7 protein-coding genes are annotated in these 16,034 nt (G+C 60.5%); 1 reads left to right on the forward strand and 6 read right to left on the reverse strand.

From position 1 onward, the window contains the following. The first annotated feature begins 8 nt into the window (after nt 1-8). Nucleotides 9-1,163, forward strand: coding sequence for a Gfo/Idh/MocA family protein (locus tag ACQKRQ_RS21855; protein WP_427479350.1), 1,155 nt, complete (start codon nt 9-11; stop codon nt 1,161-1,163). Between the two features lie 45 nt (nt 1,164-1,208). On the opposite strand, the gene ACQKRQ_RS21860 is transcribed toward ACQKRQ_RS21855, so the two are convergent. The 6 genes from ACQKRQ_RS21860 to ACQKRQ_RS21885 all read right to left on the reverse strand — a co-directional run bounded on the left by ACQKRQ_RS21860 (nt 1,209) and on the right by ACQKRQ_RS21885 (nt 16,020). Further along, the gene (locus ACQKRQ_RS21860; protein ID WP_132375755.1) at nt 1,209-1,469 is read right to left on the reverse strand and encodes a hypothetical protein; all 261 of its coding nucleotides are present in this window, start codon (nt 1,467-1,469) and stop codon (nt 1,209-1,211) included. A 501-nt stretch (nt 1,470-1,970) separates the two neighbouring features. Further along, nucleotides 1,971-3,470 carry a TolC family protein gene (locus ACQKRQ_RS21865; protein WP_427479353.1) on the reverse strand — a complete coding sequence of 500 codons (1,500 nt, stop codon included), beginning with the start codon at nt 3,468-3,470 and terminating at the stop codon, nt 1,971-1,973. Beyond that, nucleotides 3,460-4,803, reverse strand: a complete 1,344-nt coding sequence (locus ACQKRQ_RS21870; protein ID WP_427479355.1) for an HlyD family type I secretion periplasmic adaptor subunit — start codon at nt 4,801-4,803, stop codon at nt 3,460-3,462. The genes ACQKRQ_RS21865 and ACQKRQ_RS21870 overlap by 11 nt, the downstream gene beginning before the upstream one ends. Next, entirely contained in the window at nt 4,800-6,938 is a 2,139-nt protein-coding gene (locus ACQKRQ_RS21875; RefSeq protein ID WP_427479356.1) for a type I secretion system permease/ATPase, read from the reverse strand. Before ACQKRQ_RS21875 ends, ACQKRQ_RS21870 begins: the two co-directional genes overlap by 4 nt. A gap of 117 nt (nt 6,939-7,055) precedes the next feature. Beyond that, nucleotides 7,056-7,799: a class I SAM-dependent methyltransferase gene (locus tag ACQKRQ_RS21880; RefSeq protein WP_427479358.1), complete on the reverse strand. Its 744-nt coding sequence runs from the start codon at nt 7,797-7,799 to the stop codon at nt 7,056-7,058. 259 nt (nt 7,800-8,058) lie between these two features. After that, nucleotides 8,059-16,020 carry a putative Ig domain-containing protein gene (locus ACQKRQ_RS21885; RefSeq protein WP_427479360.1) on the reverse strand — a complete coding sequence of 2,654 codons (7,962 nt, stop codon included), beginning with the start codon at nt 16,018-16,020 and terminating at the stop codon, nt 8,059-8,061. Between the last annotated feature and the right edge of the window lie 14 nt (nt 16,021-16,034).

The raw sequence follows: 16,034 nt of genomic DNA on the forward strand, positions 1-16,034 counted from the left end.
GGAGGGTGATGCCACAACGAAGGCTCAGGCTGGGCATGGTCGGCGGCGGACAGGGCGCGTTCATCGGCGCGGTGCATCGGATGGCGGCACGACTCGACGACCGTTTCGAACTGGTTGCGGGCGCATTGTCGTCCGATCCGCAGCGCGCGCAAGCGAGTGCCGATGAGGCCGGGATTGCGCGCAGATATTCGGACTGGCGCGAGATGGCGCGCGCGGAGGCCGCGCGCGACGACGGCATCGACGCGGTGGCGATCGTCACGCCGAATCATCTGCACGCGCCGGTCGCGACGGCGTTTCTCGAAGCCGGTATTCACATTGTGTGCGACAAGCCGCTGGCGATCTCGCTGGCGGAAGGCGAGGCGCTGGCGAAGCTGGCTCGCGAGAAGAACAGGTTGTTTGCATTGACGCATACGTACTCCGGCTATCCGCTGGTGCGTCATGCCCGCGAGTTGATCGAAAGCGGCGAGTTGGGCGAGATACGCGTCGTGCAGGTCGAATACGCGCAGGACTGGCTGGCGGAGCCGATCGAAACGAGCGGCACGAACAAGCAGGCAGGCTGGCGCACGGATCCCGCGTTAGCGGGTCCGGCAGGATGTCTCGGGGATATCGGCACGCATGCCTATCATCTTGCCGCGTTCGTCACAGGTATGACGCCGCATGCGCTTTCGGCGGAAGTGCATACGTTCGTACCCGGGCGGCGCATCGACGATCATGTGCAGGCGATGCTGCGTTATCCGAATGGCGCGCGCGGCATGCTATGGGCGAGCCAGGTGGCGAGCGGCGCGGAAAACGCCTTGCGTTTGCGGGTGTATGGGACGAAAGCCAGTCTGACCTTCGATCAGGAGCATCCCAATGAATTGTGGTTCACACCATTGGGTGGTTCGGCTGTGCGCCTGACACGAGGGCGCGTGACGAGCGCGATTGCGGCCCATGCGACGCGCGTGCCGTCGGGACATCCTGAAGGCTATCTGGAAGCGTTTGCCCAGTTATACAAAGACGCGGCGTTGCAGATCGAAGCATTGAATGAAGGTCGCGCGTTGCCCGCCGAAAGCCTGTTGCTCACGACGGTGGAGGACGGTGTGGCGGGGCTGCGGTTTATCGACGCCATGCTCGCGAGCAGCGCGGCGGATGGGCAGTGGCGCGAGATAGCGCGTAGCGCTTGAGGCGGCTGTATGTCGTGGCGGGAAGAGTGGGATTCGCCGCGTCGCTCAACCGCCCTTGCTCTTCTTGAGTTGCTCTTCGAACGCGATATCGAGCTTGCTCGCTTTGCGTGGCTTCGGCGGCCCGAAAGCGTCGACGAATTTGACGAAGTCGTCGAGCGGCAGCGGATCGGAGACCTTCTTGTCCGTGCCGCTCGATTTGTCGACCAGGTAGAACAGGCCGCCGGACAGGCTGATCGCGGCGAACTGCGGATTGCCGCTGCGGGTTTTCAACCGCTCGACAGCGTGGATGGCTCGGGTGGTGCGCATGATGGGAGAAACGGCTAATTGAAGCTATCCACTTTAACAGTAATACTCCGCGCCGCCGGTCTGTCGGCGATTGCGGAGCCGTGCCGCCTGATTCAGGCCTGCAACTGTTGCGCCGCTTGAACCGATTCCGGCGAGGGATGTCCCCTGTGCGGAATCGAGAGCTTGTACGATTTTTCGTGCATTCATGGAAGACCCGGGTGACGCATACAGCCTTCACACTCGTGTCCCAGACCACCCAGAAAAGCCAGGCCCCACTTCCATCTCGCGTGATGGTGCGGGGCCCAAGTTGAGTGCATTGCCCCGCACAGCGGCTTTCCTGGCACAAACCCTGATTCCTGGGAAACCCTATGAAACAAGGTGCTCCGTCCAATCCCCGTTGCCCCAATGGGTAGCACGGCGCGCCCTAAGTTTTATGGGTGAATCGCGGAGAGTCAGACCATGACCAAACGCCAGGACTCATCGAGGAGCGCCGGCAACTTTTCCCAGATGCTTCTCGACTAGTCACGGCCAGATCTCTTTCTCCACCCGCTCCTTGACTTCGCCCAGGGTGCTGAGTTCTCGCACTGCATCTGTCCCGAGCAAACCCGTGTCCGCAAGCAGCCGAAGTCTTGCGGAGCGCCATTCGGCCGTGCACCGGATGCGCTCCTGATGCGCATCCGCGAGCGCCGTCTGCGCATTGAGCAGCTCGACGATGTCGGCCACGCCGTGCTCATAGCGATTGCGCGACGATGACAGCGCAGCTTCCGCCGTACGAACGAGCCCGGCAGATGAATCAAGATTAGCCAGCGAAGACAGCGCGTCGGCGTGCGCCTTCACAACCTCTCGAAGCACCTGTTGTTCCGTCTCCTGTATTTTCACCTCGCTCTGGTCAGCTTCCGCTTGAGCCTGCCGGATCTTGTATGTGCGCGTGAATCCTTCAAACAGCGGGATCGTCACTGTTATGCCGATGGTGGTCGTATTCGAGCGTACCGGCTGCAGCCCCTGGTTCGGATAGCCGTTCTGATACCAGTTGACACCGAAGTCGACCGTTGGCAGACCCTGCGCTCTGACGCCGGAGACTTTTTCCTCCGCGGCGTTCCATTCGTTGTGGGCCGCAGCAATGGCCGGATGATGCCACTTTGCAAATTGCAGCCAATGACTCAGGTCCTGAATTGCTTCATCCGGTAGCGGCGTGCTGTCGGGTGGAAGAACGACCGTCGTTCCAGGTGTCACACCCATCGCGTACACCAGTGCAGCCTGCGCTTTCCGGACATCGCCCGTTGCCCGATGTTCGGCGAGTTCAGCCCTGGCTAGCGCCGTACTTGCCTGCAGCGTATCGTTTCGTCCTGTCGCACCTGTACGCTCGCGCCGCTGCGCCGTTACGAGGGTCATCCCGGCGTATTGCCGGTCGAAGCCGCGCGCTGCGAGTGCCGCCTGGGCGGTCTGTACGTCAAACCAGGCCCCGATGATGTCCGCCAGTGCCGTCTGCGTCGCGGCGTCGTAGCTCGACAGCGCGGCAGCAAGAAGGTCATTTGCAGCAACACGATTTGCTGCCCGCTCCCCAAAGTCGAACAGGCGCAAGTTGAACGCCGCATACGTGGTATGACCATGGTTTGCGGAGTCCGAAGACGGCAGCCCGGGGTAGCCGGTACGATTGCGCAACTGACTGACTGAGCCGGTAAGCGTTGGCAGGTACGCCGAGCGTGCCTCACCAAGCGCTGCTGCGCGCTGCCTGATGCCGGCCCACGCGCCCTGGACCTGCGGGTTGTGACACAGGCCGACGCCTACTGCCGTTGTCAATGACAGGGGCTGGGCGAAGTCAGCCTCGACCGGGCAAGCAACGGGCGATGCGTCACCGCGAAGCGTGGTTCCAGCGTCCAGCGCCGGAGGTCGCGTCAGTAGCGGATCGTTCAGCAAATCGGGTACGCCGAGCGCCATACTCCATTGAGACATAATGAGGAAGTTGATGATCACCCAGGCCTTTACGACGGCGCGAATGGCTGCGTGCACTTTAACGTTCATGCAGACTCTCCTGTGTCGTCTGCAGCAGGGGAGCGAGAACGTATTCGATCACGCGACGCGTACCGGTGCGGATGTCAACCGTGGTGGACATGCCCGGGGTCAGCCGCACCGGTTGACCGTCGACCATCAGCGAAGGCCGCTCAAGCCTGACCTTCACCGAGTAGAGCAGGCCTTTCTTTTGATCCTCGATCGCGTCACGCGACACGTGACTGACGACGGCGGGGACAGTGCCGTACTTCGTGTACTCGAACGCGTCGATCTTCACGGCGGCGGACTGTCCTTCACGCACGAAACCCACATCGCGGTTGGCAATGAATGCCTCGATCTCGACTGTCGGTAGTTGCGGCACGATCTGCATCAAGGGCTGCGCGGCGGGCACCGCGGCACCGACCGTGTGTACGGCCAGTTGTTGCACGGTGCCGTCGACCGGTGCCGTCAGTTTCAGCAGCGCACCATGGGCGCTCGCCTTGCGGGCATCCTCCGCCGCCCCGATCATCACCCGGCTGGCTTCCTCCAGTTGCTCCTCTGCTTTTGCACGCGAACTCGCCGTGAGTGCTGCACGCTGGTTTCTGGCGTCAGTCAGTTGACCCTGGATTTCAATGCGTGCCTGCTGTTTTTCCAGATACGCGTTGCGCGCCACGTCCTGCGTTTGCGCAAGGGTGGCGTAGCTCGCCTCGATGCGTTCTGCAACTGGCAGACTCGTCGCGTAGTGTGCAACCTCTCCGTCCAGGCGTGTTCGCTGCGCCAGGTAGTCGCGCCACTGGTCCTGCAACTGGCTGTCCGCGTCGATCCAACGCGCGCGACTAACGTCCGTCAGCGCCTCCATCACGGGGCGGCGGTTTGTATCGAGTGCACGAAGGAGCGCACGGCAGCGTGTCGCTCTGGCAAACGCTGCCTGCCGTTCATCTTCGGCCTTGTCGTAGTCGCTGTCGGTCTGGCGCGTATCGAGTTCGATCAGGGTTTCGCCGGCCCTGACCGGCTGGCCTTCCTCTACGTGCAATGCGCGTACGCGGCCAACCTCAACCGACGAAATCGTCTTCGTATAGCCAGTCGCGATAATCTTGCCCTGACCGTTGACGATGATGTCGATATGTCCGAAAAACGCCCACAGCACTAGCACACCGACGAGCCCCATCAGGATGCGCGCGACCCAGCGCCCAGCAGGCGAGACTGGTTTAGCCTGCAGCGATAGCGCGGCGGGCAGGAACGCTGCCTCGTCTGCCTTGAAAGCGGGAATCGAGAGTTCCTTGCGGTGCCGCCAGTAGTGACGCCATGTCCCAATGTAGCGCCTTGCCAGTTCCCGCCAGGCCTCCCAGCGATGCCGGGCGCTCATGCCGCCCTCCCGGCAAAGCCTTGCTGCAGCGCGTGCAGATGCGCATAGATGCCATCGTGCTTTCGCACAAGTTCGTCGTGCGTGCCCGCTTCGGCGATCTGGCCGCGCTCCATCACGACGATGCGGTTCGCTTCCCGCACGGCTGAGAGACGGTGCGCAATGATGAGCACCGTACGGCCGCGACAGATTGCGCGCATGTTCTCCTGGATGATCTTCTCGGACTCGTAGTCCAGCGCGCTGGTCGCTTCGTCGAAGATCAGGATGCGCGGATTGCTGATGAGCGCGCGCGCGATCGCGATACGCTGGCGCTGACCACCGGAGAGTCCCGCACCATGTTCGCCGACCATCGTGTCATAGCCTTCGGGCAGTTCACAGATGAAGTCGTGTGCGCCCGCAAGACGCGCCGCTTCGATGATCGCCTCGATCGGCAGCGTCGGATTCACGAGCGCGATATTCTCCCGCACGGAACGGTTGAAGAGCACATTCTCCTGCAGCACGACGCCGGTCTGCTGCCGAAGTGAAGTCGTGTCGATGATGGCGATGTCCTGTCCGTCGACCAGCACACGGCCCCGGTCCGGCACGTATAGCCGCTGCACCAGCTTTGTGAGGGTGCTTTTGCCCGAACCGGAGCGCCCAACGATACCGATGACTTCTCCAGCCGTCACGGTGAGTGATACACCACGCAATACATCTGACGCGTCGGGGCGATAGCGGAAAGACACCTGATCGAAGGTGATGGATCCCGCGAGCCTTGGCAACCGCGTTTTCTGGCCCGCCACTTCGACGCGGGCGTTGAGGATGTCGCCGAGTCGTCCCATCGAAATACCGACCTGCTGGAAGTCATTCCACAACTGCGCGAGCCGCAGGATCGGGTTAGACACCTGGCCCGCCAGCATGTTGAACGCCACGAGCTGACCCACACTCAATTTGCCGTCGATGACGAGCTTCGCGCCCAGCCACATGATCACCGCCGTGACGAGCTTGCTGATCAGTGTGACGCCGCCACTGGCAATCGTCGAGGCGTTGGTCACCGAAAGACCGGCACTGACGTATGCGGCCAGTTGCTGGTCCCATTTGCGCGTCCAGTTCGGCTCGACGGCCAGAGCCTTGACTGTGTCGATGCCGCTGATCGTTTCCACCAGAAACGACTGGTTTTCCGCGCCCCGGTTGAACTTCTCGTCAAGGCGCGCCCGAATCACTGGCGTGAAAATGAGAGACAGCAGCACATAGAGCGGTATCGAGGCAACAACGATCAGCGTGAGCCACGTGCTGTAGTACAGCATGACGGCCAGAAAGACGAACGAGAACAGCAGGTCCAGTACCAGCGTCATCGCATTGCCGGTCAGAAAGGAGCGGATGTTCTCCAGTTCACGCACGCGTGCGACTGAGTCGCCCACGCGTCGTGCGCCAAAATAGGCTAGCGGCAGTCCGAGCAAGTGACGGAACAGGCGGGCCCCAAGTTCCACATCGATTTTGCTGCTGGTGTGCGCGAAGACCCAGGTACGGATACCGTTCAGCACCACTTCAAAAAGCGTCGCGCAGACGAGGCCCACGGCAATCACGTTCAGGGTTTTCATCGCGTGATTGACGAGGACCTTGTCCATTACCACCTGGAAGAACATCGGCGTAACGAGCCCAATGATCTGCAGCACGAGCGAGACGATCAGGATTTCGCCAAGCAGTGCGCGATACTTGACGATGGCGGGAATGAACCACGAGAAGTCGAATTTCGCGAGCCCACCGGCAAAGCTTGCCTTGCTGGTGAAGAAGATCAGTTCGCCTGTCCATGTCGCGAGCAAATCCGCCAGCGACAATACGGCGGGTGGCCTGTCCGCATGCTGGATTAACACCTGGCCCGCTTCGTCCCTCTGTTTGCCGTACTGGCCAACGATGAAATAGCGGCCGCTTTCCCGCTCCTGCGCGATCGCAGGAAGGGGCGCTTTTGCCAGTCGCTGCGGATCCTGTCGCGACGCACCGGCGGTTAGCCCCAGTGAGCGTGCGGCTAACAGTATTCGAGAGGTATCAAAAGCGTCGTGCCCAAAGGCATGACGCAACTGCAATTCGTCGATCGACACACCATGCAGTGCCGAAATCGTTTTCAAAGCCCAAAGTCCGGAATCCGGATTTACATTCATACCTGTTCTTCTGTTCCACCTGAACTCTTGAAAAGGACTCCCGGCGACGTTGTGCCAGGAATCTCCCATACTGGACCGAAGCTTTAACTTCCAGCAGGTCGTGCGGGATTGCCGGTATCACTTACATGAGTGATAGACCTTGTTATATTTCCTCACCCATGGCGGTACCTTGCCGTCCCGATGGAAGAAGTGAATGTCTGAGTTGAACGACCCGACCACGAGATCATGCGACTTAGCCAGAACGGCCAACGCACGCGTCGAAAAGAACGAGATATGTCCGTTGCGTGGCACGCAATACCACCAGTCCGAGATGTTTTCTGAAGTCTTCGTGCCGATCGTTGCAGTGCTCAGCAGGATCGCGCCATCGTCACGGATGAACTTCAACAGTTCTGCCATTAGTGCCTGCGGTTGCGGGTGGTGCTCGAACACCTCGAAGGCCACCACTGTCTGGTATTTCTGCACGAGGTCAGGGACCTTGCGTGCGTCGCATGCATACGGGTCGTATGAATCAATCTGCGTAAAGCCCCGGGATCGCAACTCTTTCTCAAGCAACCCAAGACCGGAACCAAAATCCAGCATGGGGACTTGCGCGATCTCGGGGAAATTTTCGCCGATCAGTTGCGCATGTTCCTTCGGGCGCTCCCCCAGATACGCAGGATCATGACGCGCGTAGTCCTCGTTGTAGATATGGTTGGCAAAGTCCCGCGTACTCCACTGGTCCATGGCCCGGGTAAAAATGAATCCGCATTCATCGCAACGGTAGTAGTAAATCGGCACACCGACATACGGGTCAATTTTCTTGTCAGCAGCCTGATCGGCACCGCAGCGCGAAAAATCGACGAGCCCGCACAAGCGGCTCATCCCGTTGCAACATTTACATGTCGTCTCGGGAGAAACAACGCGCATACTTTCCATCATTGTCCTTCAAGGCAGTCGGCCAGGTTGCGGATCGTACCCAGCAGGGCATGAGCCAGAACACGATGCTGGCACCCGTTGCCGCATACGGTCTGTATCCCTGAAGAGGCCTTGTCAATCCACTCACTGGCCTTTTTTATCGCGTGAATTTGTGTCTGTTGATGAAGTCGCCCGAGCCGCTCTCGCGGCCGGGCGACCTGCGTGGTCAATGCCAGTTCGCGGCGAGAATGGGTTGCAGCGCCGTCTGCTCGGCCGGCGTATAGCTCGTGGACCCGGCCGCCGGCGGCGAGAAGCTGGCCATTGCCTGGACCAGAGACTCGACGCTGCCGGCTGCCAGTTTCTTGCCATCCCCTGCCACAATCGTCCCGGGCCGGTCTGGTATCGCGGCATACCAGTTCTTCAGACTCACGGTCTCGCTGCTACCGACGACAGAGATTTGCAGATCCTGGCCGGTGTGCTGGAACCAGAAGTGATCAGAGGCCACGTCAGCGCCGAACTTGAGGGTATCGGACGACGAGTCGATCTCGATGGTGTAATTGCCATGTCCAACCGTGACGGTTGAAGACCCGCCGGACACAGTCACCGTATCGGCGCCATCACCAAGCTGGAGAGTCGAATAGCTGCCGGCGACGGTAATCTGGTTGATGCCCTTGCCGACGGAGATGTTGTCGTACATTCCGCTCGTGCTGATCACATTGTTGCCATTGCCAACTCCCAGCGTGTCATAACCCGCGTTGTCCGCAACGTTGTTGGCGCCATTGCCAATCGTGATCCCATTGTGCCCCCCTCCATTTGAGATCACAGTATTGTTGCCATCCCCAAGGGTGAGACTACCTTGGGCGCCCGGCACAGCAACCCAGTTGGCGCCGTCACCCAGTTTTGCGGAATTGTGCAAGCCGGCCTGTATCAGGACGTGATCTTCGTTTGCCCCCGTCACCGAGGAAGACATGCCAGGTTCGAATATCGCAATCTGACCAGCAGGCGCAGTGATGCCTTTATTTGAACTGGGCGTTAAAACGCTTTGCTGCAGATGGACATTCATCGTCGTGCTCGACGAAAGCCCACCCATGTCCGTGGCAATAATGCTGATGTTTATCGCCGTCGGGGTCTGGCCGGGTGGCGTCCCGCTGAAAGTCTGCGACACCGGATCAAACGTCAGCCATGCCGGCAGCGCACTGCCATCGGCCATCTTCGCGGAATAGGTCAGGGTGTCGCCCGGAACGGACTCGGAAAACAGCCCCTGCGGCAGCGCGTACTGCCACGGCTGCCCGAGCGCCGCCATCTGGTACTGCGTTGGAGGCGCGACCGGGACAGCATACGTCGGGGTAACGGTGACGTTCAGCGGCGCGCTGGCGCAAAGCCCTCCCTGTTCGGTGGCGGTGATCCGCAACTGCAGGTTGCCCGTGGTCTGGTCGGTTGGCGTGCCGCTGAAGGTACGCTTGACGGGATCGAAGTGCAGCCACGACGGCAGCGGACTGCCGTCGGCTTGCGATGCGCTGTAGCTGAGCGTATCGCCGGCCGCGGTTTCGGTGAAGAGCGCCGTCGGAACCGTCCACGACCATGCTGAACCGGCTGCGATGTTGGGCGATGCGAGGGTCTGGGCCACGGCAGGGATATTCGCTGCGACACCCGTGCCAATGCTCATCATGGCGCTCGCGCTCACGCCACCCATGTCGGTCGCCGTGATTTTCACGCTCAGGGCACCTGCCGCACCGGCCGGTGGCGTGCCGTTGAACTTCCCGGTTGACGTGTCGAACGTCAGCCACGCTGGCAGCGCGCTGCCGTCCGCGAGCGTTGCATTCAGAGTGATGACGTCGCCTGTGACCGACTCACTGAACAGGTTCGCCGGCAGCGTGTAGTTGAACGGCATGCCGTCAATGGCATTCTGGCTTGACAGCGTCTGCATCACGGAGATAGTGGATGCTTCCGAGGCGATCGTCGAAACGGTACTGGCCGTCATCACCTCATCGGCCATCTGGATCTTGCCCACGCCCATCCCGTTGAACTGGTCCTGCACGATCACCTGTGTGGCGTTGGCTTGCCCGGCATACAGCGTCACCAGCAGATCCTTGCCTTGTTGTGAGAACGAGACCGCGCTCGACGGCACGCCCTGTAGCAGCAGCGTATCGTGCTGTCCAGCGCTTGTCACAATGGTGTCGACTGCGCCAGTGGCCTGGACCACGTAGGTGTTGTTGCCACCGCCGCCAATCAGCGTGTCGTTGCCCGTGCCAGCGTTCAGCGTATCGTTACCGGCACCACCGATGAGCGTGTCGTTGCCCGTGTTGCCCGTCAACGTATCGCCGTTATTGTTCGCGACGGCGATCAGGTCGGCGTTGCCGGTCAGCGTCAGGATATTGATGTCATCGGGCAGTGCCTCGTCAATCGAAGCCTGCATGCTCTTCACGCCCTTACCGTCGATCGTGACCGTCAGTCCCTGATTCGAGCCGACAATCGTCGTTGGATCGACCCCTGCTGGATTGACCACGAGCGGCGCGGATGTCGAGGGCGTCGTCGGAGCAACCGGCGTATTGATCGTACCCGCTGACGCGGGCGCAAAGATGAAGTCCGAAGCACTCAGCTGCGAAGGGTCCAGCGCATCGAGATACAATAACTGCGCACCGAGAGACTTGCTGCCCAGGTTCGTGCCATGCACCAACGACACGCCATTAATCGTGACGCTGTTGTACTGCGTGGTGTTCAGATCGGCGAAGCTCGTGATACCCAGCTGGCTTACATCGATCTTGTCGACGCCATGACGGAAGCCCTGCAGTGCATTCTTGTAGTCGGTGGCGCCGGCCTGTTTCGAGATCACAAAGATATCCGAGCTGGCGGCATCGTGCTTGTAGACCGTGCCATTCAAAGACGCGGTCTGGCCGTTGTAGATCGCGCCGCCGTAGCCGCCGCTCATCGTGATGACATCGGTGCCGACCGGCGCGAGTGTGCCTGACTGACCGCTCGTGACATATGCGGACGGCGCGACGATCGTATTCTGGAAGACGAACTGTGCCGCCGTCAGGCTCGCGACCGTCTGGTTCTGCAGCACAACCGTCTGACCGTTGCCGAACCCAACCACAACGTTGCTGCCCTGCTGGGTGAATGTCAGGTCCGTGAACTGCTTGCCCGTAAAGCCGACGAGATCAATCTGCTCACCGCGCGCGGCGTTGAAGTTGACGAGGGTATCGAGCCCGTTATCGCGTCGGTGTACGACAAAGAGATCCTTGCCGGTGCCACCGACCAGCGTGTTGTTGCCTCGCCCGCCATCGAGCATCGCATCGGCATTGCTGGCCGTCAGTGTGTCATCGCCATCCCCACCGATGAGGTTCTGGATCTGGTTCGGATTGCGGACCGTCAGTGCTGTGCCACCGATGCTCGCCACGCCTGTGAGCAGATTGATCGATGTGTCGCCTGATACGGCCGCCGCATCGATGGTGTTGCGCCCGCCCGTGCCGTTGATCGTCGGATCGAGGATGGCCGCATTCGCATTCGCGACAACCGCCGCCTTGTATTCGTCGGTGTAAAAGTACGTATGATCCACCGTCGTCGGGCTGCCGTAGAGCCGCAGCGACCAGTTGTTGAGCGTCACGGGCAGACCCGTCGCGGCATCGGTCACCTGAAGCGTCCAGTTGCCCGCCGAGGTTTCGCCCCAGTCATGGGTGGACATGAACGTGTACTGGAATTCGCCCGACATCGTGCTGCCAACGTCGGATGTGCCCGCTCCCGGTGAGCCGGCTGGAATCTTGCCTTCGCGGTTGAGCAGCACGCTTTGCGTGCCGCCGGGCGCGATCAGCGTCACCACGAAGTCGCCAAGGCGCCCGACCAGCGCATCCAGATCGATCTCGACATGCTCGATGTTCAGGCCGGACTGCATCGCGATCGTGCTGGTAATCGTGCCGCCGCCCTGGGCGGTTTTGCCAACGTTACCGCTCGCGGCCGAAAACACTTTCTCGTTCGCGCCCGTGCCCTGCGTCATCCAGCTTTCCGCGAGACGCACCGCGGCACGCGCATCCACCTCGCCGAATCCGTAGTCGTTGCTGATGTGCATGCCGCCGCCGTTCCAGTTGTTCGCGCCGTTGGTGCTCCACTGGGTGTTGGGGTCATTCACCTTGCGTGCGGTTAGTGCCAGAATTTCCTGCACGTCGCGGTAGCCGAGATTCGGATTCGCCTGCAGCATCAGTGCGACGATCCCCGAGACGATCGGCGTCGCGAAACTCGTGCCCTGCATATTGCTGTACGCGCTGCCGAAGGTCGAGCCCTGGTCGGTCATGACCATCTGGCTGGTGCTTTCGATGTTGCTGCCGGGCGCGGAGACCAGCAGACTGGCGCCCGGATTCGAAAACGGGGCCGAGCCGATCTGCAGCGTCGACAGGTCGCTCTGCGCGTTGATCGCGCCCACCTCGATCGAAAAGCGGTTGCTGTTGGTCAGTGACCCTTCGGCGTTACCACCGGCGGCCCGCTGGTTGCCGCCCGCCTCGACGAGGATGGTGCCCAGTCCGCCGCGGCCGTTGTCCGCCGCATACTGGGCATTGGTCATGAGCGCGCTGCCAGTGTCGACCCCACCCTTCTGGAAATTGATGTTCGTGACAGCGAAGTCATTACTGAAGCCCCAGCTGTTGTTGGCGATGTCGTAGCTCGCCATGTGGCCAAGGCCACTCAGATCGCTACCGTTGTTGGCCAGGTAGTAGCCGGCGAGCGTCGCATCGTAGGCTACGCCGACACCACCGATGCCATTGCTGGCGCCGACCATCACCCCCGCGACCATCGTCGCGTGGTCCGAGCTTTGCGTGGGCAGCGTGCCGTTGACGAGTTGCGTGGCGAGCCACGCCTGATCGACGTTGGGCGCGAGATCAGGATGCGTGTAGTCGAAAATCTCCGGTCCCACCGCGAACTGTCCGCCCGGCTCGAACTGTCCGATGCGGACTCCCTTGCCGGTGTAGTCCTTCCAGACAGGCAAAATGTCGGCGTCGCTCAGGTACCACTCCTGTGACAACAACGGGTCCTTCGGCAGGTCCGGCGTCATCAGCGACACGACCGCCTGCATGATCGCCGTCGCGCCCGTGTTCAGGTCCTGCACGGTTGCACTGGTGTTGCCGGCTGCGTCGGCGACCGTGTATTTGAATGTCATGACGCCGGTATAGCCGGGCGTTGGTGTGAACAGCACGTCGCCCGAGGTGGTCAGGCTGACCGTGCCGCCCTGTGCACCGCTTACCGAAACGATGTGGAGCGCGCCGATACTATTGAGGCGTTGGTCGTTGGCAAGAATCTGCGTGGCAGAAATCAGGTGCGCCTGCGTGTGATCGAACGCCTTGCCGCTGCTGTCCAGATAGAGACTGTCGGCGACGGGCATCGGATTGGCCTGCGAGAGGATAACGCCTGTGATGTCCGAGAAGTTCAGTTTCTGGATGTTTGTCAGGAAGACTGTGCCATCACGATTGGGCACTTTGTCAGCGACGTAGTAGCCGCCGTTGGCTGCGACGATGCGGTATTCGGCATAGCTTCCATGGAACTGCGCGATGTTGGTTCCAGCGCCGCCATCGATCACGGCATTGCCGCCGCCCACCTTGATGACGTCATTGCCCGCGCCACCAAAAATATGGTCGGCGCCGCCGCCAGCGCTGACGATCGAGCCAGCCGCCGATGCATAGATTGTGTCGCCGTTGGGGCCGGCGGTGATTTCGGCCATGCCGCTGCCACCGATGATCAGGTTGTAGCCCGAGCCTCCAACGATCACGTCAGTGCCGCCGCCGCCAATCAGGGTGTCATTGCCCGTGCCGCCCTTGATGTAGACGCCCGTGCGTCCACCGCTCATGATCACGTCGTCCCCGCCACCGCCTTCGGCGATGGTCACACCGGCCTGGGCCATGTTGATCGTCATGCCCTGACTGCCGGTAACGATAACGGTATCGACGCCGCCATTGCCATGGATGTTCGCGGGATTATCGCTCGCCGACACAACGAAGACGTCGTTTCCGGCGCCGCCGACGTACGTATTGCTGCCCGAGCCTCCCACGAGCCAGCTGCCGCCTGCCGCAGCCACCAGCGTATCGTTGCCTGAACCTGCGTAGACGTTGTTGACACCCAGCTTGCCGGCGTCGAGGGTCAGGTTCTGGTTGCTCGTATCGGCGTACGTTTTGACCTGCGTTCCGCTGGACGTGGTCGTTGCAGTCATGCCATTTGCCGAATTCGTGAAGGTGCTGCCCGCAGGATTGGACACGAAGTTGACGTCCTCCATCGCCTGCGTCTGGCCGTTCCTCACGAAGCTGCCCACGGCCGTGACGATGTTGCCGTTGTTGACCTGGCGGGTACCGGTCGCGTTCAGGTTGAGGCTGGTGATGCCTAGCTGTGCCAGCGTGAGCATCTGGCCGGTGCCGGACCCGGTGCTGTTGACCCAGACACGCAGCTGGCTGAAGATCGGGTCTTTCGTATCAATGACGCCGTCGTGATTGCTGTCGAAGGACGCGAGCGCAGCGATGCCGGTCGCAAATGGCGCCGTACCGGGGCCGCCGTTCTTGCCCGCCGTACCACCAAAGTACGGGCTGAAGATCTGGCTCATGCTCGTGACCTGGCCATTTGCGTCCGGTACGACAAGCATGCCCGTGCCTGCAGCCGCCCAGCCGGTCTGGTGCAGTGTGCCCGAATTATCGACGTTGAACAGCACGCCGGAGTTCTGGTATGAACTGGTTGCGATGCCCTGGCCAAGGTCGAGCAGCAACGGGTCGATGTAGACGTTGCTTGCTTGCGCTGTCGACGCCGAGCCGATGGCGGCGATCGCGTTCACGCCGCTGAGCGTGGACGAACCGAGATTCGCCAGAATCTGGTTGGCTGCTGTGTTCGGATTAGCCTGGACTTCGCCCGGTCGCACGCCACCACTGGCCAGACCCGCCTCGGTCACCGAGATGAAGTCCGTTTTGTTGAGCGTGCCGTTGTTGAACGCGATCGACGAGGTTGGGCTGTTGGTGATGTAGCCGGAGTTGGTGTTGTTGGTCGCGGTGTTTTCGCCCTGGGTCTGGGTCTGCGGCTGAGGGTTCGGGTTGATCGTGATGGTTGGCGACTGGCTGTTGTTGGCAGCAGGCAGATTAATTAGCGTACCAATAGCAAGCGTGCCGGTAGAGGGCAGCGTCGGATTCAGGCCTATCAGCGTCGACATGCTAACGCCGGTGGCCGCCGCAACGATGCTCAGATTGTCGTAAACGCTGTCAATCCTGAACGAATTGGGCCCCTGCATATTCGCCGTTAGCCAGTCTCCCGCTGTGGTGATTCCAGCGGTTATGGTCGTCGAAAAAACTGATGAGACATTCCCCTTGGTCACGCTAACTTGTAGGGTGATCAAGGCTCCTTGACTACCAAGCAAAGTCAGTTTGCCTTGGCCATCGAAGTATGCAGAGAATGTTTGCCCTGAGGACGAAGCATCTGCTTGAATTACCGCGGCCAGAGAATTGCGCTGACCCTGATACGGGTCACCACCGGGGCCAGCAAGCGTAGGAAAGGGGTAGACCACAGACGCGAGATCCTGTGCACCCAGGAATGTGGACGGGTCATACGTCGATTCAGACATCGATGACGTGAATGATCCTACAGTTACATTAAATCGGCGAGCATAATTAGCCCCGCCGGCGATCGAGTTCATGTTTCGAGAGTTATTATCCCATACCCCCAAAGAGCTCAACGGGCTGCGGATCTGCGCAGTGATCTCGTACACGCTTCCGAAAAACTGCGCCGGCAGTTCACCCTGCCCCGAGATTTCAGCAACAAGGCCCAAATGAAATGAAGCGGCATCTTGGAACATAGGAACAGACGAGCCGGCGTAAGTAATGCTCCCATCTGCGTTTACGTATGTTCGTTGTAAGTTCTGTGACCCAGCTCCGACAAACGCCGCAGCCATCATGGCAGCTGGCGCCAATACATCGCTTTCAGCAGCATTCAGATCTTTGCAAAAATCGACGGCGGAACCGATGGAATAGTTAATCGGAACGACGAGATAATTGTTTGGATTGGCGTTCGGGATCTCGTTTCCCTGGGCGTCATAATAGTGATTGTCGCGAGAGTTGACAGAGTTCGGTGTGGCATTGGGATTTATTACATAATTCCTGTCGACACCGGTTAAAAATTTAGCCGGGACCAACGTATTATCGCTAGCTTTGACGTAGAAGATATTTGTATTCGACGGCATTTTTCTTATTTACT

Origin of the sequence: Paraburkholderia sp. NPDC080076 (assembly GCF_050281145.1) — a bacterium.
In the GTDB taxonomy this organism is placed as follows: domain Bacteria; phylum Pseudomonadota; class Gammaproteobacteria; order Burkholderiales; family Burkholderiaceae; genus Paraburkholderia.

Excerpts from the sequence above, each read along its gene's own strand:
- ACQKRQ_RS21865 (WP_427479353.1), bottom strand. The coding sequence starts at position 3,470 with ATGAACGTTAAAGTGCACGCAGCCATTCGCGCCGTCGTAAAGGCCTGG.
- ACQKRQ_RS21860 (WP_132375755.1), bottom strand. The coding sequence starts at position 1,469 with ATGCGCACCACCCGAGCCATCCACGCTGTCGAGCGGTTGAAAACCCGC.
- ACQKRQ_RS21885 (WP_427479360.1), bottom strand. The coding sequence starts at position 16,020 with ATGCCGTCGAATACAAATATCTTCTACGTCAAAGCTAGCGATAATACG.
- ACQKRQ_RS21875 (WP_427479356.1), bottom strand. The coding sequence starts at position 6,938 with ATGAATGTAAATCCGGATTCCGGACTTTGGGCTTTGAAAACGATTTCG.
- ACQKRQ_RS21870 (WP_427479355.1), bottom strand. The coding sequence starts at position 4,803 with ATGAGCGCCCGGCATCGCTGGGAGGCCTGGCGGGAACTGGCAAGGCGC.
- ACQKRQ_RS21855 (WP_427479350.1), top strand. The coding sequence starts at position 9 with ATGCCACAACGAAGGCTCAGGCTGGGCATGGTCGGCGGCGGACAGGGC.
- ACQKRQ_RS21880 (WP_427479358.1), bottom strand. The coding sequence starts at position 7,799 with ATGAGCCGCTTGTGCGGGCTCGTCGATTTTTCGCGCTGCGGTGCCGAT.